The 23,837-nt window shown below is 73.2% G+C and carries 22 protein-coding genes; 11 read left to right on the top strand and 11 right to left on the bottom strand.

From position 1 onward, the window contains the following. The 3 genes from FPV26_RS09000 to FPV26_RS08990 all read left to right on the top strand — a co-directional run bounded on the left by FPV26_RS09000 (position 1) and on the right by FPV26_RS08990 (position 2,070). Positions 1-438, top strand: coding sequence for a rhodanese-like domain-containing protein (locus FPV26_RS09000; protein WP_147653546.1), 438 nt, complete (start codon positions 1-3; stop codon positions 436-438). Positions 439-506: 68 nt separating this feature from the next. Next, positions 507-1,031: a protein-export chaperone SecB gene (secB, locus tag FPV26_RS08995; protein WP_147653545.1), complete on the top strand. Its 525-nt coding sequence runs from the start codon at positions 507-509 to the stop codon at positions 1,029-1,031. A 13-nt stretch (positions 1,032-1,044) separates the two neighbouring features. Continuing rightward, positions 1,045-2,070 carry an NAD(P)H-dependent glycerol-3-phosphate dehydrogenase gene (locus FPV26_RS08990; protein ID WP_147653544.1) on the top strand — a complete coding sequence of 342 codons (1,026 nt, stop codon included), beginning with the start codon at positions 1,045-1,047 and terminating at the stop codon, positions 2,068-2,070. Between the two features lie 150 nt (positions 2,071-2,220). On the opposite strand, the gene FPV26_RS08985 is transcribed toward FPV26_RS08990, so the two are convergent. The 3 genes from FPV26_RS08985 to FPV26_RS08975 form a co-directional block, all read right to left on the bottom strand. Next, positions 2,221-4,419: a primosomal protein N' gene (locus tag FPV26_RS08985; protein WP_147653543.1), complete on the bottom strand. Its 2,199-nt coding sequence runs from the start codon at positions 4,417-4,419 to the stop codon at positions 2,221-2,223. A gap of 408 nt (positions 4,420-4,827) precedes the next feature. After that, complete coding sequence (locus tag FPV26_RS08980; RefSeq protein ID WP_147653542.1) at positions 4,828-5,154, bottom strand: DUF4286 family protein; 327 nt, start codon at positions 5,152-5,154, stop codon at positions 4,828-4,830. Positions 5,155-5,158: 4 nt separating this feature from the next. Next, positions 5,159-6,310 carry a DUF3667 domain-containing protein gene (locus FPV26_RS08975; RefSeq protein WP_181952611.1) on the bottom strand — a complete coding sequence of 384 codons (1,152 nt, stop codon included), beginning with the start codon at positions 6,308-6,310 and terminating at the stop codon, positions 5,159-5,161. A gap of 112 nt (positions 6,311-6,422) precedes the next feature. Here FPV26_RS08975 and FPV26_RS08970 point away from each other — a divergent pair, with 112 nt between their 5' ends. From FPV26_RS08970 to FPV26_RS08955, 4 genes are all read left to right on the top strand, one after another. Next, on the top strand, positions 6,423-7,802 hold the full coding sequence (locus FPV26_RS08970; protein ID WP_246109249.1) for an MATE family efflux transporter: 1,380 nt from the start codon (positions 6,423-6,425) through the stop codon (positions 7,800-7,802). A gap of 51 nt (positions 7,803-7,853) precedes the next feature. Continuing rightward, positions 7,854-9,734: a signal peptide peptidase SppA gene (sppA, locus tag FPV26_RS08965; RefSeq protein WP_147653540.1), complete on the top strand. Its 1,881-nt coding sequence runs from the start codon at positions 7,854-7,856 to the stop codon at positions 9,732-9,734. Between the two features lie 273 nt (positions 9,735-10,007). After that, positions 10,008-10,616, top strand: coding sequence for a hypothetical protein (locus FPV26_RS08960; RefSeq protein ID WP_181952610.1), 609 nt, complete (start codon positions 10,008-10,010; stop codon positions 10,614-10,616). Between the two features lie 16 nt (positions 10,617-10,632). Then, positions 10,633-12,048 carry a phospholipase effector Tle1 domain-containing protein gene (locus tag FPV26_RS08955; protein WP_147653538.1) on the top strand — a complete coding sequence of 472 codons (1,416 nt, stop codon included), beginning with the start codon at positions 10,633-10,635 and terminating at the stop codon, positions 12,046-12,048. Positions 12,049-12,155: 107 nt separating this feature from the next. On the opposite strand, the gene FPV26_RS08950 is transcribed toward FPV26_RS08955, so the two are convergent. Beyond that, positions 12,156-12,395, bottom strand: a complete 240-nt coding sequence (locus FPV26_RS08950; protein ID WP_147653537.1) for a hypothetical protein — start codon at positions 12,393-12,395, stop codon at positions 12,156-12,158. 65 nt (positions 12,396-12,460) lie between these two features. On the opposite strand from FPV26_RS08950, the gene FPV26_RS08945 reads away from it, so the two are divergent. Further along, on the top strand, positions 12,461-13,237 hold the full coding sequence (locus tag FPV26_RS08945; RefSeq protein ID WP_147653536.1) for an SDR family oxidoreductase: 777 nt from the start codon (positions 12,461-12,463) through the stop codon (positions 13,235-13,237). Position 13,238: 1 nt separating this feature from the next. On the opposite strand, the gene FPV26_RS08940 is transcribed toward FPV26_RS08945, so the two are convergent. From FPV26_RS08940 to FPV26_RS08910, 7 genes are all read right to left on the bottom strand, one after another. Then, the gene (locus tag FPV26_RS08940; RefSeq protein WP_147653535.1) at positions 13,239-13,868 is read right to left on the bottom strand and encodes a DUF4124 domain-containing protein; all 630 of its coding nucleotides are present in this window, start codon (positions 13,866-13,868) and stop codon (positions 13,239-13,241) included. Positions 13,869-13,906: 38 nt separating this feature from the next. Next, positions 13,907-14,578 carry a DUF4124 domain-containing protein gene (locus FPV26_RS08935; RefSeq protein WP_147653534.1) on the bottom strand — a complete coding sequence of 224 codons (672 nt, stop codon included), beginning with the start codon at positions 14,576-14,578 and terminating at the stop codon, positions 13,907-13,909. A gap of 89 nt (positions 14,579-14,667) precedes the next feature. After that, positions 14,668-15,231, bottom strand: a complete 564-nt coding sequence (tsaC, locus tag FPV26_RS08930) for an L-threonylcarbamoyladenylate synthase type 1 TsaC (protein ID WP_147653533.1) — start codon at positions 15,229-15,231, stop codon at positions 14,668-14,670. A 3-nt stretch (positions 15,232-15,234) separates the two neighbouring features. Beyond that, positions 15,235-17,763 carry a DNA topoisomerase I gene (locus FPV26_RS08925; protein WP_147653532.1) on the bottom strand — a complete coding sequence of 843 codons (2,529 nt, stop codon included), beginning with the start codon at positions 17,761-17,763 and terminating at the stop codon, positions 15,235-15,237. A gap of 169 nt (positions 17,764-17,932) precedes the next feature. Further along, a complete protein-coding gene (locus FPV26_RS08920; RefSeq protein WP_147653531.1) occupies positions 17,933-18,427 on the bottom strand; it encodes a DUF494 family protein in 495 nt (164 codons plus the stop codon). Positions 18,428-18,461: 34 nt separating this feature from the next. After that, positions 18,462-19,589 (bottom strand): DNA-processing protein DprA, encoded by a 1,128-nt coding sequence (gene dprA / locus FPV26_RS08915; protein WP_147653530.1) that lies wholly within the window; start codon positions 19,587-19,589, stop codon positions 18,462-18,464. Positions 19,590-19,746: 157 nt separating this feature from the next. Further along, positions 19,747-20,907, bottom strand: coding sequence for a LysM peptidoglycan-binding domain-containing protein (locus FPV26_RS08910; protein ID WP_147653529.1), 1,161 nt, complete (start codon positions 20,905-20,907; stop codon positions 19,747-19,749). 154 nt (positions 20,908-21,061) lie between these two features. Here FPV26_RS08910 and def point away from each other — a divergent pair, with 154 nt between their 5' ends. Genes def through rsmB form a run of 3 tightly spaced genes read left to right on the top strand, consistent with a single transcriptional unit; the run spans position 21,062 to position 23,817 of the window. Then, the gene (gene def, locus FPV26_RS08905) at positions 21,062-21,577 is read left to right on the top strand and encodes a peptide deformylase (protein WP_147653528.1); all 516 of its coding nucleotides are present in this window, start codon (positions 21,062-21,064) and stop codon (positions 21,575-21,577) included. A gap of 21 nt (positions 21,578-21,598) precedes the next feature. Then, a complete protein-coding gene (fmt, locus tag FPV26_RS08900) occupies positions 21,599-22,519 on the top strand; it encodes a methionyl-tRNA formyltransferase (RefSeq protein ID WP_147653527.1) in 921 nt (306 codons plus the stop codon). Further along, complete coding sequence (gene rsmB, locus FPV26_RS08895; protein ID WP_147653526.1) at positions 22,516-23,817, top strand: 16S rRNA (cytosine(967)-C(5))-methyltransferase RsmB; 1,302 nt, start codon at positions 22,516-22,518, stop codon at positions 23,815-23,817. Before fmt ends, rsmB begins: the two co-directional genes overlap by 4 nt. The last annotated feature ends 20 nt before the right edge of the window (positions 23,818-23,837 follow it).

Genomic DNA, 23,837 nt, shown 5'->3' with positions numbered 1-23,837 from the left:
GTGGACCTCGAAACCCTGCTGGCCTTCGCCGGCCGCCACCCGTTCCTGTCCCTGGCCCTGGTCGGCCTGACCCTCGCCATCGTCTACCACGAGCTGTCCGGCCTGTTCCGCGGCTACAAGCTGGTGCGCCCGGGCGAGCTCACCGTGCTGATCAACCGTGACAATGCCCTCGTGATCGACCTGCGCGCTCCGGCCGAGTTCGAGAAGGGCCACATCGCCGGCGCGAAGAACGTGCTGCCCAGCCAGTTCGACCCCGAGCACAAGCAGCTCGCCGCCGCCCGCGCCCTGCCGGTGGTGGTCGTGTGCCGTACCGGCATCAGCGCGGCCGATGCCGCCAAGCGGCTGAAGAAGGCCGGCTTCGAGCGCGTGTACCTGCTCGACGGCGGGATCCAGGCCTGGCAGCAGGCCGATCTGCCCCTGGTCAAGGGCCGCGCCTGAGCCGTTCCCGCGCCACCCCCGCCGGGATGCGATAATCCACTTCTTTTCCGCTTGCTGGAGTCAACGAGATGTCCGAGGAAACCCTGAACGGCGCCGCCGCGCCCGCCGAACAGCCCGCCGGCCCGGTGTTCACCGTCGAGAAGATCTACGTCAAGGACGTCTCGTTCGAGGCCCCGAACTCGCCGCACGTGTTCAACGAGAACGTGCAGCCGCAGCTGCAGCTCAACCTCAACCAGCGCGTACAGCGCCTGGCCGAGACCGTGTTCGAGGTGGTGCTGGGCGTGACCCTGACCTGCAAGGCCGAGGAGCGCACCGTGTACCTGGCCGAGGTCGAGCAGGCCGGCCTGTTCCAGCTCGCGGGCTTCGAACCGCAGGCGCTCGACGCGATGCTGGGCGTGCATTGCCCGAACATCCTGTTCCCCTACGCGCGCCAGATGGTCAGCGACCTGATCCAGGCCGGCGGTTTCCCGCCGTTCCTGCTGCAGCCGATCAATTTCGAGGCCCTGTACGCCGAGAGCCTGCGCCAGCGCATGGCGCAGCAGCAGGGCGAGCAGAGCCCGCTCGCGGGCACGGACGCGGCCGGCAACGCCTGATCCGGGCCGGGCGATGACGGCGGCAGCGCCTGCCATCGCGGTCCTCGGCGCGGGCTCGTGGGGCACGGCGCTCGCCGCGCTGCTCGCCCGCCACGGCGCCGCGCCGGTGCTGTGGGGCCGCGATCCGGCGATCGTCGGCGCCATCGACCGGACGCACGAGAATCCGCGCTACCTGCCGGGCATCGCCCTGCCCGGCAACCTGCGCGCCACCACCGACCTGGCCGCGGCGCTGCGCGCTGCGGCGCTGGTGCTGGTGGTGGTGCCCTCGCACGCCTTCGCCGAGACCCTGCGCGCGCTCGCGCCGCACCGCCCGGCGCAGGCGGGGGTGGCGTGGGCCACCAAGGGTTTCGAGCCGGGCAGCGGCCGCTTCCTGCACGAGGTCGCGGCCGAGGTGCTCGGCCCTGACGTGCCGCTCGCGGTGGTCACCGGGCCCTCGTTCGCCAAGGAGGTCGCGCTCGGCCTGCCGACCGCGCTCACCGTGCACAGCGCCACGCCCGTCTTCGCCCAGCGCGTGGCCGAGGTGTTGCACGGCCCGACGTTCCGCGCCTACACCGGCGAGGACATGCTCGGCGCCGAGCTCGGCGGGGCGATGAAGAACGTGCTCGCGGTCGCCGTCGGCGTGGCCGACGGCATGCAGTTGGGGCTGAATGCGCGCGCGGGCCTGATCACGCGCGGGCTGAACGAGATGCTGCGGCTCAATCTGGCCATCGGCGGCAAGGCCGAGACGCTGATGGGCCTGGCCGGGCTGGGCGATCTGGTGCTGACCTGCACCGGCGACCTGTCGCGCAACCGCCGCCTGGGCCTGGCGCTCGGGCGCGGGCAGTCGCTGCAGGAGGCAGTGCGCGAGATCGGCCAGGTGGTCGAGTCGGTGCAGACCGCGGACGAGGTGATGCGCCAGGCCGAGCGTCACGGCATCGAACTGCCGATCTCCAGCGCCGTGCGCGCGGTGCTGCACGGCGAGATCACGCCGGCCGAGGGCCTGCGTCTGCTGCTCTCGCGCGAGCAGAAAGCGGAATATCAGCGCGCGCTGTTCGGTTGAGCCTTGGCCATCACTGCCGAACGTGGTGGTGAAGGCGAAGCGGGAAGCCTGGCCGGCCCGGGTCCGGTGCGCGGGGGCGCTTTTCGCTCGATCGGGGACGCCGCCCGAAGCCGCTGACACAAGCACACCGCGGCTACGTCAGCCGCGCGCTCACGTGAGTTCCACCGGATCCACGTCCAGCGACCAGCGCACGCGCCGCGCCTCGGGCAGGGTGTGCAGCGTCGGCAGCGCCGCGTCGAGCGCGGCGTGCAGCGCGCCGCGCGCGCTCGCCGCCAGCAGCAGCTGCGCGCGGTGCAGCCCCGCGCGGCGCGGCATCGGCGCCGGCAGCGGGCCGTGCACTTCGACCCCGGCCACGCCGTCGAACCGCGCTCGCGCCGCGGACAGGAACGACAGCGGTGGCTCGGCATGCTTCGCCTCAGCGCGCAGCAACGCCAGGTGCGCGAACGGCGGAAACCCGGCCGCCTCGCGCTGCGCCAGTTCGCCCTCGGCGAAGGCGTGATATCCGCCGTGCACCAGCGTGCGCAGCAACGGGTGCTCGGGATGGTGCGTCTGCAGCACCACCGTGCCCGGCCGCTGCGCGCGCCCCGCGCGTCCGGCCACCTGCACCAGCAACTGCGCCAGCTTCTCCCCGGCGCGGAAATCGGCCGAGAACAGGCCCTCGTCCACGCCCACCACCGCGACCAGGGTCAGGTGCGGCAGATCGTGGCCCTTGGCCAGCATCTGCGTGCCGACCAGGATCCCCGGCCGCTCCCCCAGTCGCGCCAGCAGCGCCTCCAGCGCATCGCGCCGGCGCGTGCTGCCGCGGTCGGCGCGCAGCACCGGCACCTGCGCGAACCGCGCGCGCAGCAGCTCCTCCAGCCGCTCCGTGCCCACTCCCTGCGGCTGCAGCGCCAGCCCGCCGCAGGCCGGACACGCCGCCGGCACCGGCGCGCGCGCGCCGCAGTGATGGCACTGCAGGCGCCGCCCCGCGCCGTGCACGGTCAGCGCGCTGCCGCGCTCGGGCGTGCTGCAGCGCCGGCACTGCGCGCTCCAGCCGCAGTCGTGGCACAGCAGCACCGGCGCGTAGCCGCGCCGGTTGCGGAACACCAGCACCTGCCCGCCCTCGGCGAGCGCCGCCTCGATCGCCGCCAGCAGCTCCGGCGACAGCCCCGCCTGCAGCGGCCGCTTGCGCACGTCCAGCACCCGCACCGTCGGCGCTTGCGCCCCGCCGGCGCGACGCGACAGGCGCAGGTGCGCATAGCGCCCGGCCTGCGCGTTGTGCAGCGATTCCAGCGACGGCGTGGCGCTGCCCAGCAGCACCGGCACCTCCAGCGCCTTGCCGCGCACCAGGGCGAAATCGCGTGCGTGGTAGCGGATCCCGTCCTGCTGCTTATAGCTGCCGTCGTGCTCCTCGTCCACCACGATCAGCCCGGCCTGCGGCAGCGGCGTGAACACCGCCGAGCGCGTGCCCACGACCACCCGCGCCTGCCCGCGCCAGGCCGCGGCCCACACCCGCGCCCGCTCGCCGTCGTTCAGGCCCGAATGCAGCACGTGCACCGGCACCCCGAGCCGCGCGCGGAAGCGCGCCAGGGTCTGCGGCGTGAGCCCGATCTCCGGCACCAGCACCAGCGCCTGCCGGCCGCGCGCCAGGCAGTCGGCGATCGCCTGCAGATAGACCTCGGTCTTGCCGCTGCCGGTCACGCCGTCGAGCAGCAGCGGGGCGAAGCCGTGCGCGGCGCGCACCGCCGCGATCGCCGCCTGTTGTTCGGGGGTCGGCGCCGGCGCCGCGGCCACGGGCGGCGCGGAGGCAGCGGAGACGACCGGATCGGCCGTGCAGCGCACCCGCTCGGCCAGTCCGCGCCGGGCCAGCGCGCGCGCGGCGGCGCGCCAGTCCTCGCCCTCGGCCGCCAGCACTGCCTCGGGCACCGGCCCCGCCGCCAGCCGCTCGGCCAGCCGCCGCGGCCGCCCGGCGCGCAGGCCGGGCAGCGCGGTCCGGCCGGCCTCGGTCAGGCCCCAGCCCCATGGCACGGCTTCAGGCAGCGGTTCGCCCCGACGCAGCGCCGCCGGCAATGCGGTGGCCAGGACCTCGCCCAGCGGGGCGTGGGTGTAGCGGGCGAGCCAGCGCAGCGAGGCCAGCAGCTCGCCGTGGAACAAGGGCACGGGATCGAGCACCGCCTCGACCGGGCGCAGCTCGGCGTCGGGCACCGCGGGCGGCCCCACTTCCGCCACCACCCCGACCAGGCTGCGCGACCCGAACGGCACCTGCACCCGGCAGCCGACCAGGGCCGGATCGGCCCGCGCCACCCGGTAGTCGAACAGACGCGGCAGGGGAACCGGGAGAGCGACGCGCAGCACGGGATCGGTGGACATCGGTCGCAGTCTAGCCGCAGCCGCACAGGTCACGGCACGGTTGATGTTTCGCGCGCACTGTTTGGCAATGGCATGACGAATCGGCGACAAGTCACGGTATGGAAACGGTTTTCGTCCTTATCCACATCGCCTGTGGATAAGGGTGTGCATGAACGCCCGCAGGCCGCTCAACACAGCGTGAACAAAAGCCAAAAAGCCGTCTTGGCGAAAAAAGTGCCATGCCAGCATGTCATTGGAAAATCAATGAGTTGCCCGTGAAACCAAGCCGCGTCACGAACCGCCGCCGGTAAGGGCCAGCCCGCCGTGTCGCGCTCTTGATGCTGTGCACAACCGTATCGAAGGGCTCCGGACAGGTGTTCCGCCGGAGCCGCGCCGGGCGTGGATCCGCTGACGGAATCGGAGGCCGGCTCAGGCCAGGCGGGCGGGCGCCAGGATCCGGCGGCGAATCCGCACCGCCTCGCCCCAGCGTTCCAGCCCCTCGGCGCGCAGGCGCGGGGCGTGCTCGCGCAGGTAGCCCTCCAGCGCCGTCTGGTCGCGCAGCCGGTAGCGCACGCTCAGCCCGAGCCGGCCGGCGGTCGGCGGCGGATCCAGGACCTCCAGCACCTCGGCGCCGTGGAACCCCGGCAGGCGCAGGATCTCGGCCACGTGCCCGGCCAGCCAGGCCCGGTAGCCGTCGGCCACTGCCAGGTCCACCTCCAGGTTGACCTCATAGATCACGCCGTCCGCGCGCGTCATCGGCTCACATCCACACCAGGCTGGCCAGCACCGTGCCGACCGCGCCGAACGCCAGCAGCACCAGGTAGCTGGTGCCCAGCACGCAGTACTTGGCCAGGGTGGCGAACCAGCCCTGGCCGTACACCCGCTTCTGCATCAACAGCAGGTACACCGGCATCCAGATGAACAGGGCGGTCTCGGCCCAGCCGAGCAGCGTGGAAACCACCCCTTCGCCCAGCGCCCGCCGCAGCGCCACCAGCACGAACACCCCGAGCAGCGCCAGGCACAGAAAGGCGTGGCTGTGCAGGGCCACGATCAGGTGCTCCATGTACAGCCGCCGCTTGAACAGGTAGGCGAGCTTGAGCATCAGCGCGAACACCGGCAGCAGCACGAACAGGGTCGAGGGCACCGCGCCCAGCAGCGCGTCCTTGAACAGGGACGGATCCTCCTGCATGCGCACGATGTTCTTCTCGGCGCGGCCGATCTGGCGGTTGAGCCAGTCATTGGCGAAGCCCGGAAGCCCGCCGATGCGCACCGGATTGCGTTCCGGGTGCCAGGGGCCGTTGCCGAAGTCGAGTTCCGGCTTGTCCGCTTGCGGCAGCGGCGGGGGCTCGCCGCGGCGCTGCGCGCGCTCGAGTTCGGCGATGCGGCGTTCGGCGCGGGCGCGGACCGCGGCGATGCCGGTGTCGAACCCGACCAGCGCGCCCGGCGGGGCCTGCCCGACCTCGGCCCGCGCCTGCTCCAGCTCGCGCACCGCCTCGTCGCGCAGGCGTTGCACTTCCTCCACCGTGGTCGCGCGCGAGATCCGGTCGTCGCCGTCGAAGCGCACCGTGCTGTCGCCGAAGTCCAGGGCCAGCTGGGCGACGAAGAAGGTGATCAGGCTGAGGAAGAAGAACAGCCGCACCGGGCTGACGTAGCGCACGCGGTGGCCGGCGAAGTACTGCAGGCTGAGGAAGCCGGGGCGCGCGAACAGCGGCCCGAGCGTGCGCACGATGCGCGTGTCGAGGTTGAACACGCTGTCGAGGAAATCGCCCAGGATGCTGGAGAAATGCCGCACCAGCCCCTTCACCGGCTGGCCGCAGGCGTAGCAGTGCGGGCCGAGCAGCGGCGTGCCGCAGTTCTGGCACGCGGGCGGCGACGCGGAGGCGTCGGCGGACGCGGCGGGTGTGTCGGTCATCGGATGCATCCCCCTTGTCGCGGCTAAGATACCCGAGCTGCCCCGTCGCCCCGCACCCATCCTCGCCACCTCGCGCGTGCGTGATCCGCGCCGCGCCGAGGCTCGTCTGCCGATGTCCGCCGTTCCCGCCCGCCCGCGCCTGCTCGCCGAGATGCGCACCACCGCCGCGCTCGCCGCGCCGCTGGTGCTCGGCCATGTCGCCACCGGCCTGATCGGGTTCGTGGACAACGTGCTCGCCGGCCATCACGGCACCGCCACGCTGGCTGCGGTCACGGTCGGCACCGCGCTGTGGTGGCTGCCGATGCTGGTCCCGATGGGCACGCTGCTGGCGGTGCCGGCCTCGGTGTCGCAGCTCGACGGCGCCGGCCGCCGCGACGAGATCGGGCCGTTGTTCCGCCAGGCGCTGTGGCTCGCGCTGGCGCTCGGCGTGGTCGTGTTCGCGTTCCTCAGCCTGGCCGTGCACGCGCTCGCGCCGATGGGCATCGCCGCGGAGATCCGGCCCGGCGCGACCGCGTTCCTGCACGGCATCCGCTGGGGCGCGCCGGCGCTGACGCTGTATTTCGCGCTGCGGTACCTGAGCGAGGGCCTGCACTGGACCCTGCCGACGATGCTGGTCGGCTTCGGCGGCCTGCTGGTGCTGGTGCCGCTGGGCTACGGGCTCACCTACGGCGCGTTCGGCCTGCCCGAGCTCGGCGCCGGCGGCCTGGGCATTGCCACGGCGGTGATGCTGTGGGCGCAGGTGGCGGTGTTCGCGAGCTATCTGGCGCGGGCGCGGCGCTTCGCCGGCCTGCGCCTGTTCGCGCGCTTCGAGCCGCCGCGCTGGACCGCGATCCGCGGCCTGCTCCACACCGGCCTGCCGATCGGGGTGACGGTGGCGATGGAAGGCGGGCTGTTCATCGTCACCGCGCTGCTGATCGGGCGCCTGGGCGAGGTGCCGGCAGCGGCGCACCAGATCGCGATCAACGTCGCCAGCCTGTGCTTCATGGTGCCGATGGGCGTGGCCGAGGCGACCACGGTGCGGGTGGGCCACGCGCTCGGCGCGGGCGATCCGCGCCGGGTGCGGCGCGCCGCCGGCGCCGGCTACGCGATCGTGCTCGGCACCCAGCTGTGCTCGGGATTGCTGCTGCTGTTCGGCAACGAGGCGATCGCGGCCCTGTACACCGGCGATGCCGCGGTGGCCGCGCTCGCGGCCACGCTGCTGCTGTACGCGGCCGCGTTCCAGTTCCCGGACGGGGTGCAGGTGCTCTCGGCCGGCGCGCTGCGCGGGCTGAAGGACACGCGCGTGCCGATGCTGCTGGCCGCGCTCGCCTACTGGGGGCTGGGGATGCCGCTCGGCGCCGGACTCGGCCTTGGCCTGGGCTGGGGGCCGCCGGGGATGTGGCTCGGCCTGATCGTGGGCCTGACCGCAGCGGCGCTGCTGCTCGGCACCCGCTTCTGGCGCGCCAGCCGGCGCCTGCGCCGAGCCGCGCCGACCATGACCGATGGCCGATAATCGCGGTTTCGCCGGCGGGTACCCTGCCGGCCAGGACTTCGGAGCATCCTCATGAACGAGACCCGCCGCGGCCCGATCGCGCGCTTCTTCGTCGGCACCTGGACGGTGATGAACTTCACCCGCCGGCTGGTGTTCAACCTGCTGTTCTTCGGCCTGCTGCTGGTGCTGCTGGTGGCGATCGCCACCCACGAGGGTGCCAAGCCGCTGCTCGAGCGCACCACCCTGGTGCTGGCCCCGGAGGGGCGCCTGGTCGAGCAGTACAGCACCGATCCGATCTCGCGCGCGATCGCCCGCGCCACCAACGACCGCAGTGCGATGGAAGTGCAGCTGCGCGACCTGCTGCGCGCGCTGGAAGCGGCGAAGGACGACAAGCGCATCGAACGCGTGCTGCTGCGCGTGGACCGGCTGGAACCGACCGGCTACGCCTCGCTGCGCGAGGTGGCCGAGGCGATCGCGGCGCTGCGCAAGGCCGGCAAGCAGGTGGTCGCGTTCGGCGAGGGCTACATGCAGGGCCAGTACCTGCTCGCCGCGCAGGCCGACGAGGTGTACCTCGATCCGATGGGGCTGGTGTTCCTGGAGGGCCTGGACCGCTACCGGCTGTATTTCCGCGAGGGCCTGCAGGACAAGCTCGGCGTGGACGTGCACCTGTTCAAGGTCGGCGAGTACAAGTCGGCGGCCGAGCCGTTCGTGCTCGACGCCGCCTCGCCCGAGGCCAAGGAGGCCGACCTGTTCTGGATGAACGACGTCTGGCAGCGCTATCTCGACGACGTCGCGCGCGCCCGCAAGCTGGATGCGGCGGCGATCGCCGCGGGCATCGAGCAGTTGCCGCAAGGCGTGGCCGCCGCCGGCGGCGACCTGGCGCAGCTGGCGCTGCGGCAGAAGCTGGTGGACGGGCTGAAGACGCAGGCGGAAGTGGAGGAACTGCTGGCCAGGCGCGGCGTGGCCGACGAGGACGCCGCAGGCGGCTTCCGCCAGATCTCGTTCGAGGGCTATCTGGCGCACCTGGACCGCGCGCCGGTGGCGGCCGATCCGCGCCCGCAGGTGGCGGTGGTGGTGGCCGAAGGCGAGATCACCGGCGGCGAGCAGCCGCCCGGCACGGTCGGCGGCGAGTCCACCAGCGCGCTGCTGCGCGAGGCGCGCGAGGACGAGAAGGTCAAGGCGGTGGTGCTGCGGGTGGACTCGCCCGGCGGCGAGGTGTTCGCCAGCGAGCAGATCCGACGCGAGGTGGTGGCGCTGAAGCAGGCCGGCAAGCCGGTGATCGTCTCGATGGGCGACCTGGCGGCCTCGGGCGGCTACTGGATCAGCATGAACGCCGACCGGATCTACGCCGATCCGTCCACCATCACCGGCTCGATCGGCATCTACGGCCTGGTTCCGACCATACCGCGCACGCTCGACCGGATGGGCATCCACGCCGACGGCGTGGGCACCACGCGCCTGGCCGGGGCGTTCGACATCACCCGGCCGCTCGATCCGGCGGTGGGAGCGCTGATCCAGTCGGTGATCGAGAAGGGCTACCGCGATTTCACCGGCAAGGTCGCCCAGGCGCGCAAGCGCGAGGTGGCGCAGATCGACGCGGTGGCGCGCGGGCGGGTGTGGACCGGGGCGCAGGCCAAGGAGCGCGGGCTGGTGGACGCGTTCGGCGGGCTGCAGGCGGCGATCGCCGAGGCGGCGAAGCAGGCCAAACTGGGCAAGCCGGACGCATGGCGCGTGCGCTACGTCGAGAAGCAGGCCACGCCGGTGGAGCGATTCTTCGCCAACCTGATCGCCAGCCGCGCCGGCAGCGCGTGGGCGCGCGAGTCCGGCCTGGCGCGCGCACTGCTCACCCGCGCCGCACCGGAGCTGGACCGCGACCTGCGCGTGCTCGAACGCGCCCTGGCGCGCGCCAGCGCCCCGGTGCAGACCCTGGCGTACTGCTTCTGCGGGTTCTGATGCGATTGCGATGACGTCCCTCTCCCGCGCGGGAGAGGGATGCCCGTCGCAGGGCGCAGTGGTGAGTGTGTGTCCCTGCCGCTGCGAGGGAGGACGCCGCCATGGTCGGGGTGAAGCCCGTCGTCCCGGCGCAAGCCGGGACCCATTTGGCCGTTGCCGTTGCTTCCGACTCGAGCGCCAAGCCGCGTCCGCATCGGGCACGCGGGCCCCGACCTTGCACGGCCGCACAGGGCCCGCTTACGATCGCCCGGCCAATCGCCAAGGACGACCGCGATGACCGCTTCCCGACGGAGCCGCTATGGCGCGGCCCTGGTGGCCGTCTCCCTCGCACTGACAGGATGTTCCGCCGCCATGAGCACCGCTGCCTCGGGTCCCTCCTCAAGCCCGCGTTTCGACACCGACGTCGAGTGGCCGTTGAAGTTCAAGGCGCATTACTTCGACGCGTATTGCTTCAGCACCTACGGCTGCAAGGTGTACTACCGCGGCAGGCTGCGCGTCGACCATCCGGATGACGAGCTGCGTCCGTCCTCGGAGGCGCTGGGAGACAAGTACCCGGACATCCTCAGCGCCGGGATGGGCCCGATTCCGAACTTCCCGCCGCCCGCCAAGGTGACCTGGCGCGCCAAGGACGGCACGCCGCTGGAAGCGGAAATCGACATCGGGGAGATCTTCAGGGACGAGCTGATCCGCCACAACGTCGCGCGCGAGGACGCCACTTCCAACGCGACGTCCGGCGCGCCCGGCATCATCCTCGAGGTCAACGACCGCACGATCAACGTGTACATGCGGGCGATGATCTGGCTCAAGCAACCGCGCGATCCGGAACGGCCGCACAGCAACTACCGCGACGACATCATCAAGGTCTTCAGCCGCACCTATTGAACACGGACGCTAGAACATGGGCACCATCGGAAGGCCCCCGGGCGGCGACGCCTATCCCGCCGATCGCGACGATCTGGACAGCTATCGTCGCGCGCACGCCGCGCTGGAGCAGCTTCGCGTGCCGGTGCTCGTGCGCAGCGACAACCCGCACGAGCGCCTGTTCGTCGCCGCGCTCGACGGCACCGGCAACAGTCTGTACGACGACAAGCCCGAGAACTGGAGCGCGGTCGCCAGAATCTACCAGCAGGTTCGCGACCTGAAAGCCGCGGGCATCACCAACATCGCCGGCGACTACGTCGAAGGCACGTTCACCCAGAACGGCGTGTTGCGAACGCCCGAACGGCTCTGGGATGGGCGCTTCGCCCATACCTTCGACGAACGGGTGGAAACGCTGTACTACGCGCTTTGCGAACAGGCGAAGAAGTGGCTGGACGCGGATCCCGCTGCGCAGATTCGCGTGGTCGGCCTCGGCTTCAGTCGCGGTTCGGAAGAAGCCGCGGCGCTGCTGCGGATGATCGAGGAGCGCGGCATTCGCGATCCGACGGACGCCAGGGTCCTAAGGGACAGCGAAGGCCTCATCACCCGCATCGAATACGCCGACCGCCCGCCGCTGGTGCCGCCGGGGAAGACCCTGCAGGCCGCCCTGCTGTTCGATCCGGTCGCCACCGGCGCCGAGGACCACGACCGCCGGTTGCCGGCTTCCGCCCTGAGCACGTTCCAGATCAGCGCGCAGGACGAGAAGCGCAACCTGTTTCCGGTCAGCGACCATGTCCCGCCCGGCTTCAGCGAGGACTGCCGCAACCTCCACGTCACCGTCGGCGGCGCCCACAGCGACATCGGCAACACCTACGCGCGCAACGGCCTGGGCGTGCTCAGCTTCAACCTCGGCGTCGCCTTCCTCAACCGCCTGAGCGACCGGCCGTTCCTGCGCGAGCAGCCGGTGCCCGACGATCCGTCCATGTCCGTGGTGCACCGCTCCGAGCTCGGCATGGCCGGGCTGTACCGGACCTCGTTCTTCGACCGCACCGGCGAGCGCAGGCGCGTGGTGGACCAGTCGCCGGCCGCGGGCCTCCAGGGCAAGGACCCGATCGATGCCGGGCTGGACGCGCTGGTCGAGCGGCGCACCGCGCCGGGCGCGATGCCCGGGTTCGGCTGCCAGGCCCTGCAACCGGCCGCGCAGCCGGCCGCCGCGCGCTCGCCCACCGACGATCTGCTCGACCGCGCGCTGGCCGCCTACCTGCGCGACGACGGCCGCGCGTTCTCGCAGGTGATGGCCGAGTACCGGCGCACGCCGGACGGCCAGGCCTGGGAGCGGCAGCAGGCCGAGTGCGTGCGGGCGTTGCGTGAACAGGAGGCCCGACAGGCGCCCCCTGCGCCCGGCGAGCACGCGCCGGCGCCGCTGGCGGTGCGCACGCCCGCCATGCGGATGTGAGCAGCCAGTCGCGGGAGGGGATGGAGCAGGCCGGCGCGGCCTTCGCGCCACGCCCGACCCGCTGCGGGGACAGGGACGCGAGGCCGTCGCGACCCGGGCAGCGGGGGTCAGTTGACCGGAGCCACGCTCACCCCCCCCGTCTGCGCGTCAATCTCCTCGCGCTGCTTCTCCGCCGCATCCTCCACCGTCTGCTCGACCGCGCGTGCCTTGTCCAGCGGCTGCTGGATCGCGTCGCGCAGCTCGGTGTGCGATTCCGCCTGCGGCTCGGGCGGCTGGTCGGTGGGCGGCGGCTCGGGCCGCGAACAGGCTGCGAGCACCAACGCACAGCTCAGGATGGTCAGACGCATCGGAGATCCCTCCACGGCAGGGCTGCGGGCTATCCTACGCCCGCACCCGCACGGAGACAGGCGACATGGACCCGCACCGCTGGCGGCTGGACGGACAACTCGCCCTGGTCACCGGCGCCAGCGCCGGCATCGGCCGCGCCATCGCCCGCGAACTGCTCGGCTTCGGCGCCGACGTCCTGCTCGTCGCGCGCGAATCCGCCCCCCTCGACGCCACCCGCGCCGAACTCGAGGAAGAGTTCCCGCACCGCCGCATCGCCACCTTCGCCGCCGACGTCGCCGACGACGAACAGCGGCGCGAGATCCTCGACTGGGTCGAGGACCACGGCGAAGGCCTGAACATCCTCGTCAACAACGCCGGCGGCAACCAGAGCAAGCCGACCGTCGAGTACACCGAGGACGAATGGCGCGCGATCTTCGAAGTGAACCTGTTCTCCGCCTTCGAACTCTCGCGCTACGCCCACCCGCTGCTGACCCGCCACGCCAGCTCCTGCATCGTCAACGTCGGCAGCGTCTCCGGCCTGACCCACGTCCGCACCGGCTCGCCCTACGGCATGAGCAAGGCCGCCCTGCACCAGTTGACCAGGAACCTCGCCGTCGAATGGGCCGAGGACGGCGTGCGCGTCAATGCGGTCGCGCCCTGGTACATCCGCACCCGCCGCACCTCGGCCAAGCTGGCCGACCCCGACTACCTCGACGACGTGCTGCTGCGCACCCCGATGGGCCGCGTCGGCGAGCCGGAGGAAGTGGCCGCGGCGGTGGCGTTCCTGTGCCTGCCGGCGGCGAGCTACATCACCGGCGAGTGCATCGCCGTGGACGGCGGCTTCCTGCGCTACGGCTTCTAGCTCAGGGCGCGCACGCGCTGCCGCGCAGCACCTGCGCCAGGCGTTCATACTCGGCCTTGCGCGGATCGCCGTCGCCGGCGCCGGCGAACTTCCAGCGGAACTCGGCCTCGTCCACGCGCTGGCGCCAGGCCCGGCACAGCGCCTCGGCCGGCACCGCGGCGCAGGTGTCGGTCCGCACCTCGCAGGCGCTGCCCGCGCCCAGGCGCGGATCGCCGCCGATGCCGACCGTGGCCAGCGGCACGCAGCGCGGCTCGGGCGTGGCGGTGTCGCTGAAGTAGTCGTCGTTGTCCCAACTGCGGCACAGGAACAGCGGCGGAGGCGGCGGGCGTGGCGTGGCGTCGGCGGCTGGGGCGGGCGATGCCGGCGCCTGCAGCGGGCCGCGCACCAGCTCGAACTGCGCCTCGGGCGGCGGCGGACGGGAGGCCGCCGGCACGGGCGCCGCCGACGCCGGCGGCGGGGCCGCGGGCAGCGCGCCGACGCGCCGCATCTCCTGGCGCGTGCCGGCCGGACACGGGCGATCGTTCTGCAGCGTCACCGTGCCGTCGGCGGCGGTGCAACGGTAGATCACCGTGTCCTGGGCGAGGACCGGGGCACAGCACAGCAGCACGAGGGGCAGCAGGCGCGAGCGCATCGCGGCGAGCTTACGTCATGCGCGCCGGCGCGCGGCGCTCAGTCGCAATCGCTGGCCAGGCGCGCGTTGATCGCGCGCTCCTCCACGCGCAGCGCATCGCGCTCGGACGGCATCGCGTTGAAGAACCGGCGGCGGATCTCGTCGCGGCGGTCGCGCAGGCGCGCGCAGACCTCGGCCTGCGGCAGCGGATGGCACTCGTCGCGCACGAAGGTCATCGGCGGCGGGCCGTACACCACCGCCAGCGGTGGATCGCCCGGCCGCGGCGGCGGCGCGCCGACCCGGTCGCCGAGCGGGTTGCGCGGCACCAGCAGCGGATAGCCCAGCGTCCACAGCGGCACCCAGCGCGGATTGCCCTCGCCGCTGTCGCTGGTGTAGCGGCTGCCGTCGGGACGGATGCATTCGTACAGCGGCTGCGGCGGCCAGGCCACGACCACCCGGTCGCGCACCAGCGCGGGGGCGGCGGGCGCGGTGGGGGCCGGCGCGGACGTCGGCCGCGGCGGCGGATCCTGCGGCCGCTGCATCGTGCGCATCTGCTGGCGCTCGCCCGCGGCGCAGGGCGAATCACGCAGGGTCAGCCGGCCCTTGGCGTCCACGCAGCGGTAGATCGTGACCTGGCCCGCCGGCGCGGCCGGCGGCGCAGGCGGCGCGGCCGCCACCGGGCCCGCGCAGGCGAGCAGGAGCGACAGCAGCAGGCGCAGGCAGCGGGGCATCCGCCCTCATGGTGCGCGATTCCGCGCGCGCCGGCAGCCGGCGCGCGGGCAGCGCTCATCGCCGGTTCACGCCGGCGGCGCGCGGCCGCTCAGGCGCGCAGCACCTCGCCGGTGCGGGCGTCGCGGATCGTGCTCGGCCCGGCGCGGCCGCCGGTCTCGCCGGGGGCGATGCCGTCGAGCCGGGCGAGCAGGGCCGGATCCAGCTCGGCGCGGGTGCGCGCGGCCGGCGCGCCGCTGAGGTTGGCGCTGGTGGACACCAGCGGCCCGCCGAACGCGGCGCACAGGGCGACCACCTCCGGATGCGCGCTGACCCGCACCGCGACCCCGGCCTGGCCGCCGCTGATCCAGGCCGGCACGCGCGGGGTGGCCGGCACGATCCAGGTGTTGGGCCCGGGCCAGCTGGCCAGCACCGCGGCGCGGCGCTCCTCCGCCAGCGTGTCCCAGGCGAGCAGGCCGTCGAGCTGGGCCAGATCACCGGCGATCAGGATCAGGCCCTTCTCCACCGGACGCTGCTTGAGCGCCAGCAGCTGCAGCACCGCGGCCTGATCGAACGGATCGCAGCCCAGGCCCCACACGCCCTCGGTGGGATAGGCGATCACCCCGCCGCGGCGCAGCGCCTGCACGCAATCGGCGATGGACAGGATCCCGGCCATGGCTCAGGACGCCTTCTTCACCACGGTCTTGCGGCCGGTGAACGGCTTGGGCGTAAGCAGCGACGGCGGCGCGGCGGGCGCGGTGGCCGCGGCCGGTTTCGCCGCCTTCTTCACCGCCTTTTTCGCCGCGGTTTTCTTCGTGGCGGTTTTCTTCGTCGCGGCGCCGGCGGCCTGCTTCGCCGCCCGCTTCGCCGCCTTCTTCGCCTCGGCGGTCTTGGCCGCGGCGCGTCCGAAGCGCCCGCGCGCCGGCTTGCCGGTCTCGGCCAGCAGCCGGGTGACTTCCTCCAGGGTGAGCGAGGCCGGGTCGCGGTCCTTGGGAATGCGGCCGTTGCGCTTGCCGTCGCTGATGTACGGGCCGTAGCGGCCGTTGAGCACCTGGATGTCACTGTCCGGAAACGACTTGATCACCCGGTTGCGCGCGATCTCCTCCTTGGCCTCGATCAGGGCGACCGCGCGCTCGAGCGTGACCGTGTGCGGATCGTCGTCCTTGCCGAGCGAGGCGTAGGTCTGGCCGCGCCTGGCGAACGGGCCGAAGCGGCCGATGCCGACCGTGACCTCCTCGCCGTTGCTGACGCCGAGCTTGCGCGGCAGCTTGAACAGCTCCAGCGCCTCCTCGAGCGTGAGCGTGTGCATGCTCTGGCCGGGGCGCAGCGAGGCGAACTGCGGCTTCTCCTCGTCCTCGGCGCTGCCGATCTGCGCGTACGGCCCGAACCGGCCCAGGCGCACGCTGACCGGCTTGCCGGTCTTCGGGTCGGTGCCGAGCTCGCGCGCGCCGGTGGCCTCGCTGCGGTCCACGCTCTCGGTCTTGTCCGCGACCAGCTCCTTGAACGGGCCCCAGAACTTCTCCATCAGCGGCACCCAGTCCTCCTCGCCGCGGCTGACCGCGTCGAGTTCGTCCTCCATCTTCGCGGTGAAGTCGTAGTCCACGTAGCGGGTGAAGTGCGAACTGAGGAACTTCGACACCGCGCGGCCGACGTCGGTGGGCCGGAAGCTGCGGCTCTCCATCTCCACGTACTTGCGGAACAGCAGGGTCTGGATGATCGAGGCGTAGGTGGACGGCCGGCCGATGCCGTACTCCTCCAGCGCCTTGACCAGCGAGGCCTCGGTGTAGCGCGGCGGCGGCTGGGTGAAGTGCTGGTCGGCGTGGATGCGCTCGAGCGGGATGCGGTCGCCGGGGCGCATCGGCGGCAGCTTGCGGCCCTCGTCCTCGTCCTCGGCGCCCCTGGCGTCGCGGCCCTCCTCGTACACGGCGAGGAAGCCCGGATCCACCACCGTGGTGCCGGTGGCGCGGAACGCGTGCTCGCTGCCGGCGGCCAGGTCCACGCTCACGGTGTTGAGCGTGGCCGGCACCATCTGCGAGGCCACCGCGCGCTTCCACACCAGCTCGTACAGGCGGCGCTCGTCCTCGGACAGGTAGCGCGCGACCTGCGCCGGGGTGCGCAGCGCCGAGGTCGGGCGGATCGCCTCGTGCGCCTCCTGCGCGTTCTTGGACTTGGTGCGGTACACGTTCGGCTTGTCCGGCAGCGCCTGGGTGCCGAAGTCGCGCGCGATCACGTCGCGCAGCTCGTGCAGCGCCTCGCCGGACAGGTGCACCGAGTCGGTACGCATGTAGGTGATCAGGCCGACCGTGCCTTCCTCGCCCAGGTTCACGCCCTCGTACAGCTTCTGCGCCACCTGCATGGTGCGCTTGGTGGTGAAGCCGAGCTTGCGCGAGGCTTCCTGCTGCAGGGTGGAGGTGGTGAACGGCGGCGCCGGGCGGCGCTTGCGCTCCTTGCTGGCCACGTCGGTGACGTACAGCGTGCCGCCCGCCGCGGCCGCGATGCGCGCGCGCGCGGCTTCGGCCTGCGCGGCGGCGGTGATGGTGAACTGTTCGACCTTGTGCCCGTCGAGCCTGATCAGCTTGGCGGTGAACGATTGCACCGGATGCGCGCACTCGGCCTCCACCGTCCAGTACTCGCGCGGCACGAACGCCTCGATCTCCTCCTCGCGCTCGACGATCATGCGCAGCGCCGGCGACTGCACGCGCCCGGCCGACAGGCCGCGCTGCACCTTGCGCCACAGCACCGGCGAGAGGTTGAAGCCGACCAGGTAGTCGAGCGCGCGCCGCGCCTGCTGCGCATCCACCAGCGGCGCGGAGATCGCGCGCGGATGTGCGATCGCCTCGCGGATCGCGCGCGGGGTGATCTCGGTGAACACCACCCGGTGCAGCGGCTTGCCCTCGAGCAGGCCGCGCTCGCGCAGGATCTCGGCGATGTGCCAGGAGATCGCCTCGCCCTCGCGGTCGGGGTCGGTGGCCAGGTACAGGGCCTCGGCCGCCTTCGCCGCCCTGGCGATCGCCTCCACGTGCTTTTCGTTCTTCTCGATCAGCTCGTAGCGCATGGCGAAGCCGCGCTCGGGGTCCACCGCGCCCTCCTTCGGCACCAGGTCGCGGACATGGCCGTACGAGGCCAGGACCTGGAAGTCCTTGCCGAGGTACTTGTTGATCGTCCGCGCCTTGGCGGGCGACTCGACGATGAGCAGGTTCTTGGCCATGCGCGGGGGCTCGGGGAGGCGGGGCGGCGGCCGGCGCAAGCGGCGGCGCGGCACGGGCGGCACAGAAGGCAACGCCCGGGGCGCGGGGGGCCACGGGCGTCGGGGTCTTTTTACAGTGGAATCACGCGGCGGCCCGCCGTGTCAAGCACGGGCCTGGGCGCAGGCCCGGTCAGTGCACCGGTTCGGGCTCGTCCAGGAACATCTGGGTTTCCATCCAGGCGTAGGCGGCCTCGCTGCCGGGCTGGTTGAACAGGGCCAGCAGCACCACCCACTTCAGGTCGTCCAGGGCGACCTGCTCCTGGTCCAGGGCCATCGCCCGATCCAGGACCAGCTCACGCTGCTCCGGGGTCAGGATGCCGTGCTGCTCCAGGAACAACAGGAAGCCGCGCGCCTCCAGGTCGAGCTTGTCCAGCTCGGGGCCGTGGAACACGCGGGTGGGGCCGCCGCGACGGGCGGGGGCCAGCTCGGGGCGCTGCTCGGCCAGCGCGTCGAGCCAGTCGAAGGCCTTGTCGATCTCGGCGGGGCTGAACCCGGCCGCGGTCAGTTCCTGGAACAGCGGGCTGTTGTGGAGGGAATCGCCGTCGTCCAGCGGCGGAAGGGAGGCGTCGTTGGTGAAGTAGTGTTCGAACAGGTACAGCAGGACGTCCAGGATGCTCTCTTTCATTTCCCCCGGCCTGCGCTCTGGGGCGCGTTAGGGATCAGGATGCCTTGCGGGTGTAGCGGCCGTGTTCGACAACCACGCGGCCCTCAAGCTCCATGAGCAGCAGCATGGAGGACAGTTCCGCGGGCGTCAATCCGGTGCGTGCCACCAGCTGATCCATACAAATGGGGTCGGGGCCGAGGTGTTTCCACAACCGCTGGTGGAGCGGCGTGTCGGGCGGTGCGGGCGCGGCCGGCCCCGGCGGGGCGGGCGGCGCGGCCGCGAGCCGGGCCCGCAGGGCCTCGGCCAGGCTGGCGGCGAGCGGGGCCAGCACGGCGGCGACCTCCTCCGGATCCTCGACCAGGGCTGCGCCCTCGCGCAGCAGGACATGGCAGCCGCGGGCCAGGGGGTGGTGGATCGAGCCCGGCAGGGCAAACACCTCGCGCCCGGCCTCGGCGGCCTGGCGCGCGGTGATCAGGGCGCCGGAGCGCAGTGCCGCCTCGACCACCAGGGTGCCCAGGCTGAGCCCGGCCAGGATCCGGTTGCGGCTGGGGAACTGCGCGCGCCGCGCCGGGGTGCCCGGCGGGTGCTCGCTGACCACCGCGCCGGTCTCGGCGATGCGCGCGTACAGCCCCCGGTTGCTGCGTGGATAGGGCACGTCCACGCCGGTGCCGAGCACGGCCACGGTCAGCCCGCCGGCCTCCAGCGCGCCGAGGTGGGCGGCGGTGTCGATGCCGGCGGCCAGGCCGCTGCCCACCGCGAGGCCCTGGCGAACGAAGGCGGCGGCGAAGCGCGCGGCGTTCTCGCGTCCGCCGGCGCTGGCGGCGCGGCTGCCGACCACCGCCACCGCCGGATGCCACAGCCGGGCCGGATCCCCGGCCACGAACAGCGCCAGCGGCGGGCTGGGGCCGCGGCGCAGCAGCGCGGGGTAATCGGGGTCGTGCCAGCCGAGCAGGTGGCGGCCCGGTGCCGCCTCGAGCCAGGCCCGGGCCCGCGCCAGCGCGGCGCGGTCGGGGGCCTGCAGGGCCTGCTGCTGGATCGGGTCCAGGCCGGCCGCGCGCCACAGGGGCGGGCCGCCCGCCAGCGCCTGGGCCGGGGTGCGCCCCTCGAGCAGCGCGCGCCGCGGCGCGAGCGGCCCGGCGCACAGGACCAGCCGGAGCAGGGCGTCGGTGTCGTCGGGGCGCATCCGCACACCCTAGGCCGGCATGCGGGCGCCCTGTGTCGGCCATGGCCGCACTGGCGGGTCGGAAAGCACCGCGCCCGTGCCGCAGGCGGCTGGGCGGGGCCGGAAACGGCGACGGCGCCTCGCGGCGCCGTCGGGGGCAGGGCAGGAGCGCGCCGGCTCAGTAGGGCGCGTCCGGATGCTTGAGGTGGTAGCCCACGCGGGTCGGCTTGACGCTCTCCATCACCAGCCCGTAGCTGACCTTGTCGAAGGTGCGGAACACCATCACGTGGCCGGCGAATTCGTCGGGCAGGCGCACCTTGTCGTCGAAGGACACCGTGTCGGCCTCGCGGTCCGGGCCCTTCTCGACCCGATCCACGACGTTGCTGCCCTCGCGCCAGACCGAGAACACGGTGCCGTTGTCCACCCCGTCGCGGGCGCCGACCGAGAGCACCACCACATCGCGCGGACCGCCGCTGGTGAGGCTGTCGGCCACGGCCAGGATGCGGGCGCGGCCGTACTCGAGCTGCTGCTTGGGCGGGTGCGGAAAGAACTGCAGGTCGTAGGGCTGGGCCTCGACCGGGATCAGGCGGTCGCCGACGCGGACCTCGCGGCCCTCGTCGTCGAGCAGCAGGGTCGCCGCCTCGATCCCGCCGACCTCGCCGCGGGTGACGGTGCCGGTGGTCTGCTTGACCAGCTCGTAGCCGAGCAGCTCGTGGCCGCGGTCCGGGGTCACGACGTTGGTCCAGTACTGGTGGAAGTCGAGCGTGCGCCGGCCGCGGAAATCGAGATCGTCCTTGTGGAGCAGGTCGCAGCACATCCCGGAGCGGTCGAGCCGGGTATAGCGCAGGGACGGGCGCACCACCAGGTAGCGCTGGCCCGGCTGGGCGCCGGACAGGCCGCGCACGTAGGCCACCTGGCCCTTGCTGCTGCGCAGGCGGTCTTCCTCGAGCCCGACCACGTGGGGCAGGTGGTCGAAGCCGTCCACCACCCGCAGGTCCTTGAGGAAGGCCTCGACCTCCGAGAGCGGGATCGCGTTCACCGGCGCTTCCTGGCGCGGGCCTTCCTGCACCGCGACGCGGTTGAGGTAGGCCAGCGAGATCACGTCGCCGGGGTAGATCAGGTGCGGGTTCTGGATCTGCGGGTTGGCCTGCCAGATCTCCGGCCACAGCCAGGGCCGCTTGAGGAAGCGCCCGGCGATGTCCCACAGGGTGTCGCCGCGCTGGACCACGTAGGTGTCCGGGTGGTCCTCGCGCAGCTCGACGGCGGCGGCGTAGGCGGCCACGGTCAGCAGCGCGGCCGCCAGCGCGGGCCGCAGCCCTTGAGAAAGGCGCTTAAACATGGAGGCCATCTGCCCGCTCCCCTTGAGATTTCCCCGTGTTGCCGGGGGACTATAGCCCACAATCCTCAGCCCTTGGCAAGCCGCGGGGCGCTACAATCCGCGTACCGCCCGCCCCCTTGTCCGCGCCTGTGACCGGCGCCACCTTTTCCCCGCCATGGCCCTGCTCCCGATCCTCGAGTTCCCCGATCCCCGGTTGCGCACCAAGGCCGTGCCGGTGGATCCGGCGCGGGTGGCCGACCCGGCCTTCCAGCGGCTGCTCGACGACATGTTCGAGACCATGTACGCCGCGCCCGGGATCGGCCTGGCCGCCAGCCAGGTGGACGTGCACCAGCGCTTCATGGTGATTGACGTGACCGAGGACAAAAGCCGGCCGCTGGTGTTCATCAACCCCGAGATCACGGCCCGGGCCGGGGAGCAGGTGTACCAGGAGGGCTGCCTGTCGGTGCCGGGGATCTTCGCCGACGTGACCCGCGCCAACGAGATCACCGTGCGCGCGCTCGACCGCACCGGGGCGCCGTTCGAGCTGCACGTGGACGGCCTGCTCGCGGTCTGCATCCAGCACGAGATGGACCACCTCGAGGGCCGGCTGTTCGTGGACTACCTCTCGCCGCTCAAGCGCGAGATGGTGCGCAAGAAGCTGGCCAAGCAGCGGCGGCATGCGGCCGCGTAGGCGGCGGCCGTCCCCGACGCGATGAGGATCGTCTTCGCGGGTACGCCCGAGTTCGCCGTCCCCTGCCTGCGCGTGGCCGCGCAGCGCGGCGAGGTGGTGGCCGTCTATACCCAGCCCGACCGGCCTGCCGGGCGCGGCCGTGCGCTCACGCCCTCGCCGGTCAAGCGCGAGGCGCTGGCGCGCGGGCTGGAGGTGCGCCAGCCGGAACACTTCAAGTCGGCCGCGACCCGGGACGCGCTGCGCGCGCTGCAGCCCGACCTGATGGTCGTGGTCGCCTACGGCCTGATCCTGCCGCAGGCGGTGCTGGACATCCCGCAACACGGCTGCTGGAACGTGCATGCCTCGCTGCTGCCGCGCTGGCGCGGCGCGGCGCCGATCCAGCGTGCGATCGAGGCCGGCGACGCCGAGACCGGCGTGTGCCTGATGCAGATGGAGCGCGGCCTGGACACCGGCCCGGTGCTGCTCTCGCGGCGCACGCCGATCGGCGCGGACGAGACCGCCGGCCAGCTGCACGACCGCCTCGCCGAGCTCGGCGCGCAGCTGCTCGCCGACGGCCTGGGCCTGCTGCGCGCAGGGCTGCGCCCGGTGCCGCAGCCGCAGCCGGACGAGGGCGTGACCTACGCGCACAAGCTGGAGAAGCACGAAGCCAGGCTCGACTGGACGCGGCCGGCGCGCGTGCTGGCGAACAAGGTGCGCGCGTTCCATCCCTGGCCCGTCGCCGAAGCCGAACTGGCCGGCGAGCGCGTGCGGATCCACGGCGCCGTCGCGCTGGACGAGGCCCACGCTGCCGCGCCGGGCACGCTGCTGCGCGCCGGGCGCGAGGGCGTGGACGTGGCCTGCGGCGAGGGCGTGCTGCGGATCCGCACCCTGCAGCGCGAGGGCGGCCGTGCGATCAGCGCCGCCGACTGGCTCAACGCCCGTCCCGACCTGAGGCGCACATGAGCGCGGCGCCCGGCGTGGCGCTGCGCGTGCACGCGGCACAGCTGCTCGACGCGGTGCTGCACCGCGGCCGTTCGCTCAAGGCCGAGCTGGCCGCGGCCCTGCCGCTGCTGGCCGATCCGCGCGACCGCGCGCTGCTGGAGGCGATCGCATTCACCGCCCTGCGCCAGCGTGCGCGCGCCGAGGCCGCGCTGGCGCAGTGGCTGGCGCGTCCGCTCGGGCGTCGCGACGGCGTGTTGCGCGCCCTGCTGCACGCCGGCTTCGCCCAGCTCGCGCTCGGCCTGCCCGCGCACGCGGCGGTGGACGCCACGGTGGAGGCCGCGCGTGCGCTCGGCCGCGCGCACCAGGCCGGCCTGGTCAATGCGCTGTTGCGGCGTGCGCTGCGCGAGGGCCTGCCGCCGGCCGAGCCCGGCGCGGACTGGCCCTCCTGGCTGCGCGCGCAGGTGCGGGCGGACTGGCCCGCGGACGCCGATGCGATCTTCGCCGCCAGCGCCGAGCCCGCGCCGACCTGGCTGCGCGTCAACCGCCGCCGGACCACGCCCGAAGCCTATGCGCAGCGGCTCGCCGCGGCCGGGATCGCGGCGACGCCGAGCGCGCTCGCGCCCGATGCGCTGCGGCTGGACGCCAGCTGCGCGGTCGCCGACCTGCCGGGCTTCGCCGCGGGCGAGGTCTCGGTGCAGGACGGCAGCGCGCAGCTGGTCGCCGACGCGCTCGCGCCGGCGCCCGGCGCGCGCGTGCTCGATGCCTGCGCCGCGCCCGGCGGCAAGGCCGCGCACCTGCTCGAACGCGAGCCGACGCTGCGGCTGACCGCGCTGGACGTGGAGCCCTCGCGCCTGGCGCAGGTGCGCGCCACGCTCGAACGGCTCGGCCTGGGCGCGGGCGTGCGCCTGGCCGCGGCCGACGCCGCCGTGCCGGCCGCGTGGTGGGACGGCGAGCCCTTCGACGCGATCCTGCTCGATGCGCCCTGCACCGCCACCGGCATCGTCCGCCGGCAGCCCGACGTGCTGCTGCACCGCCGCGCGTCCGACCTCGCCGCGCTCACCCGCACCCAGGCGCGCCTGCTCGACGCGCTGTGGCCCACGCTCGCCCCGGGCGGGGCGCTGCTGTACGCCACCTGCTCGCTCCTGCGCGAGGAGAACGACCGCCAGATCGCCGCCTTCCTCGCCCGCACCGCCGACGCGCGCGTCGAGCCGCTGCCGGCGCGCTTCGGCCGCACCAGCGGCAGTGGCCACCAGCGCCTGCCCGGCGAGGACGGCATGGACGGGTTCTTCTACGCGCGGCTGAGGAAAGAGGTGTTTTGACGCGCCGATCCGCGTCCAAA

Source organism: Vulcaniibacterium gelatinicum (assembly GCF_008033445.1).
In the GTDB taxonomy this organism is placed as follows: Bacteria; Pseudomonadota; Gammaproteobacteria; order Xanthomonadales; family Xanthomonadaceae; genus Vulcaniibacterium_B; species Vulcaniibacterium_B gelatinicum.
This window is presented reverse-complemented; position numbering and strand designations above follow the sequence as displayed.

Bases quoted from the DNA above. Each gene is read 5' to 3' on its own strand.
- secB (WP_147653545.1), top strand. From the start codon at position 507: ATGTCCGAGGAAACCCTGAACGGCGCCGCCGCGCCCGCCGAACAGCCC.
- FPV26_RS08990 (WP_147653544.1), top strand. From the start codon at position 1,045: ATGACGGCGGCAGCGCCTGCCATCGCGGTCCTCGGCGCGGGCTCGTGG.
- FPV26_RS08985 (WP_147653543.1), bottom strand. From the start codon at position 4,419: ATGTCCACCGATCCCGTGCTGCGCGTCGCTCTCCCGGTTCCCCTGCCG.
- FPV26_RS08980 (WP_147653542.1), bottom strand. From the start codon at position 5,154: ATGACGCGCGCGGACGGCGTGATCTATGAGGTCAACCTGGAGGTGGAC.
- FPV26_RS08975 (WP_181952611.1), bottom strand. From the start codon at position 6,310: ATGACCGACACACCCGCCGCGTCCGCCGACGCCTCCGCGTCGCCGCCC.
- FPV26_RS08970 (WP_246109249.1), top strand. From the start codon at position 6,423: ATGTCCGCCGTTCCCGCCCGCCCGCGCCTGCTCGCCGAGATGCGCACC.
- sppA (WP_147653540.1), top strand. From the start codon at position 7,854: ATGAACGAGACCCGCCGCGGCCCGATCGCGCGCTTCTTCGTCGGCACC.
- FPV26_RS08960 (WP_181952610.1), top strand. From the start codon at position 10,008: ATGACCGCTTCCCGACGGAGCCGCTATGGCGCGGCCCTGGTGGCCGTC.
- FPV26_RS08955 (WP_147653538.1), top strand. From the start codon at position 10,633: ATGGGCACCATCGGAAGGCCCCCGGGCGGCGACGCCTATCCCGCCGAT.
- FPV26_RS08950 (WP_147653537.1), bottom strand. From the start codon at position 12,395: ATGCGTCTGACCATCCTGAGCTGTGCGTTGGTGCTCGCAGCCTGTTCG.
- FPV26_RS08945 (WP_147653536.1), top strand. From the start codon at position 12,461: ATGGACCCGCACCGCTGGCGGCTGGACGGACAACTCGCCCTGGTCACC.
- FPV26_RS08940 (WP_147653535.1), bottom strand. From the start codon at position 13,868: ATGCGCTCGCGCCTGCTGCCCCTCGTGCTGCTGTGCTGTGCCCCGGTC.
- FPV26_RS08935 (WP_147653534.1), bottom strand. From the start codon at position 14,578: ATGCCCCGCTGCCTGCGCCTGCTGCTGTCGCTCCTGCTCGCCTGCGCG.
- tsaC (WP_147653533.1), bottom strand. From the start codon at position 15,231: ATGGCCGGGATCCTGTCCATCGCCGATTGCGTGCAGGCGCTGCGCCGC.
- FPV26_RS08925 (WP_147653532.1), bottom strand. From the start codon at position 17,763: ATGGCCAAGAACCTGCTCATCGTCGAGTCGCCCGCCAAGGCGCGGACG.
- FPV26_RS08920 (WP_147653531.1), bottom strand. From the start codon at position 18,427: ATGAAAGAGAGCATCCTGGACGTCCTGCTGTACCTGTTCGAACACTAC.
- dprA (WP_147653530.1), bottom strand. From the start codon at position 19,589: ATGCGCCCCGACGACACCGACGCCCTGCTCCGGCTGGTCCTGTGCGCC.
- FPV26_RS08910 (WP_147653529.1), bottom strand. From the start codon at position 20,907: ATGTTTAAGCGCCTTTCTCAAGGGCTGCGGCCCGCGCTGGCGGCCGCG.
- def (WP_147653528.1), top strand. From the start codon at position 21,062: ATGGCCCTGCTCCCGATCCTCGAGTTCCCCGATCCCCGGTTGCGCACC.
- fmt (WP_147653527.1), top strand. From the start codon at position 21,599: ATGAGGATCGTCTTCGCGGGTACGCCCGAGTTCGCCGTCCCCTGCCTG.
- rsmB (WP_147653526.1), top strand. From the start codon at position 22,516: ATGAGCGCGGCGCCCGGCGTGGCGCTGCGCGTGCACGCGGCACAGCTG.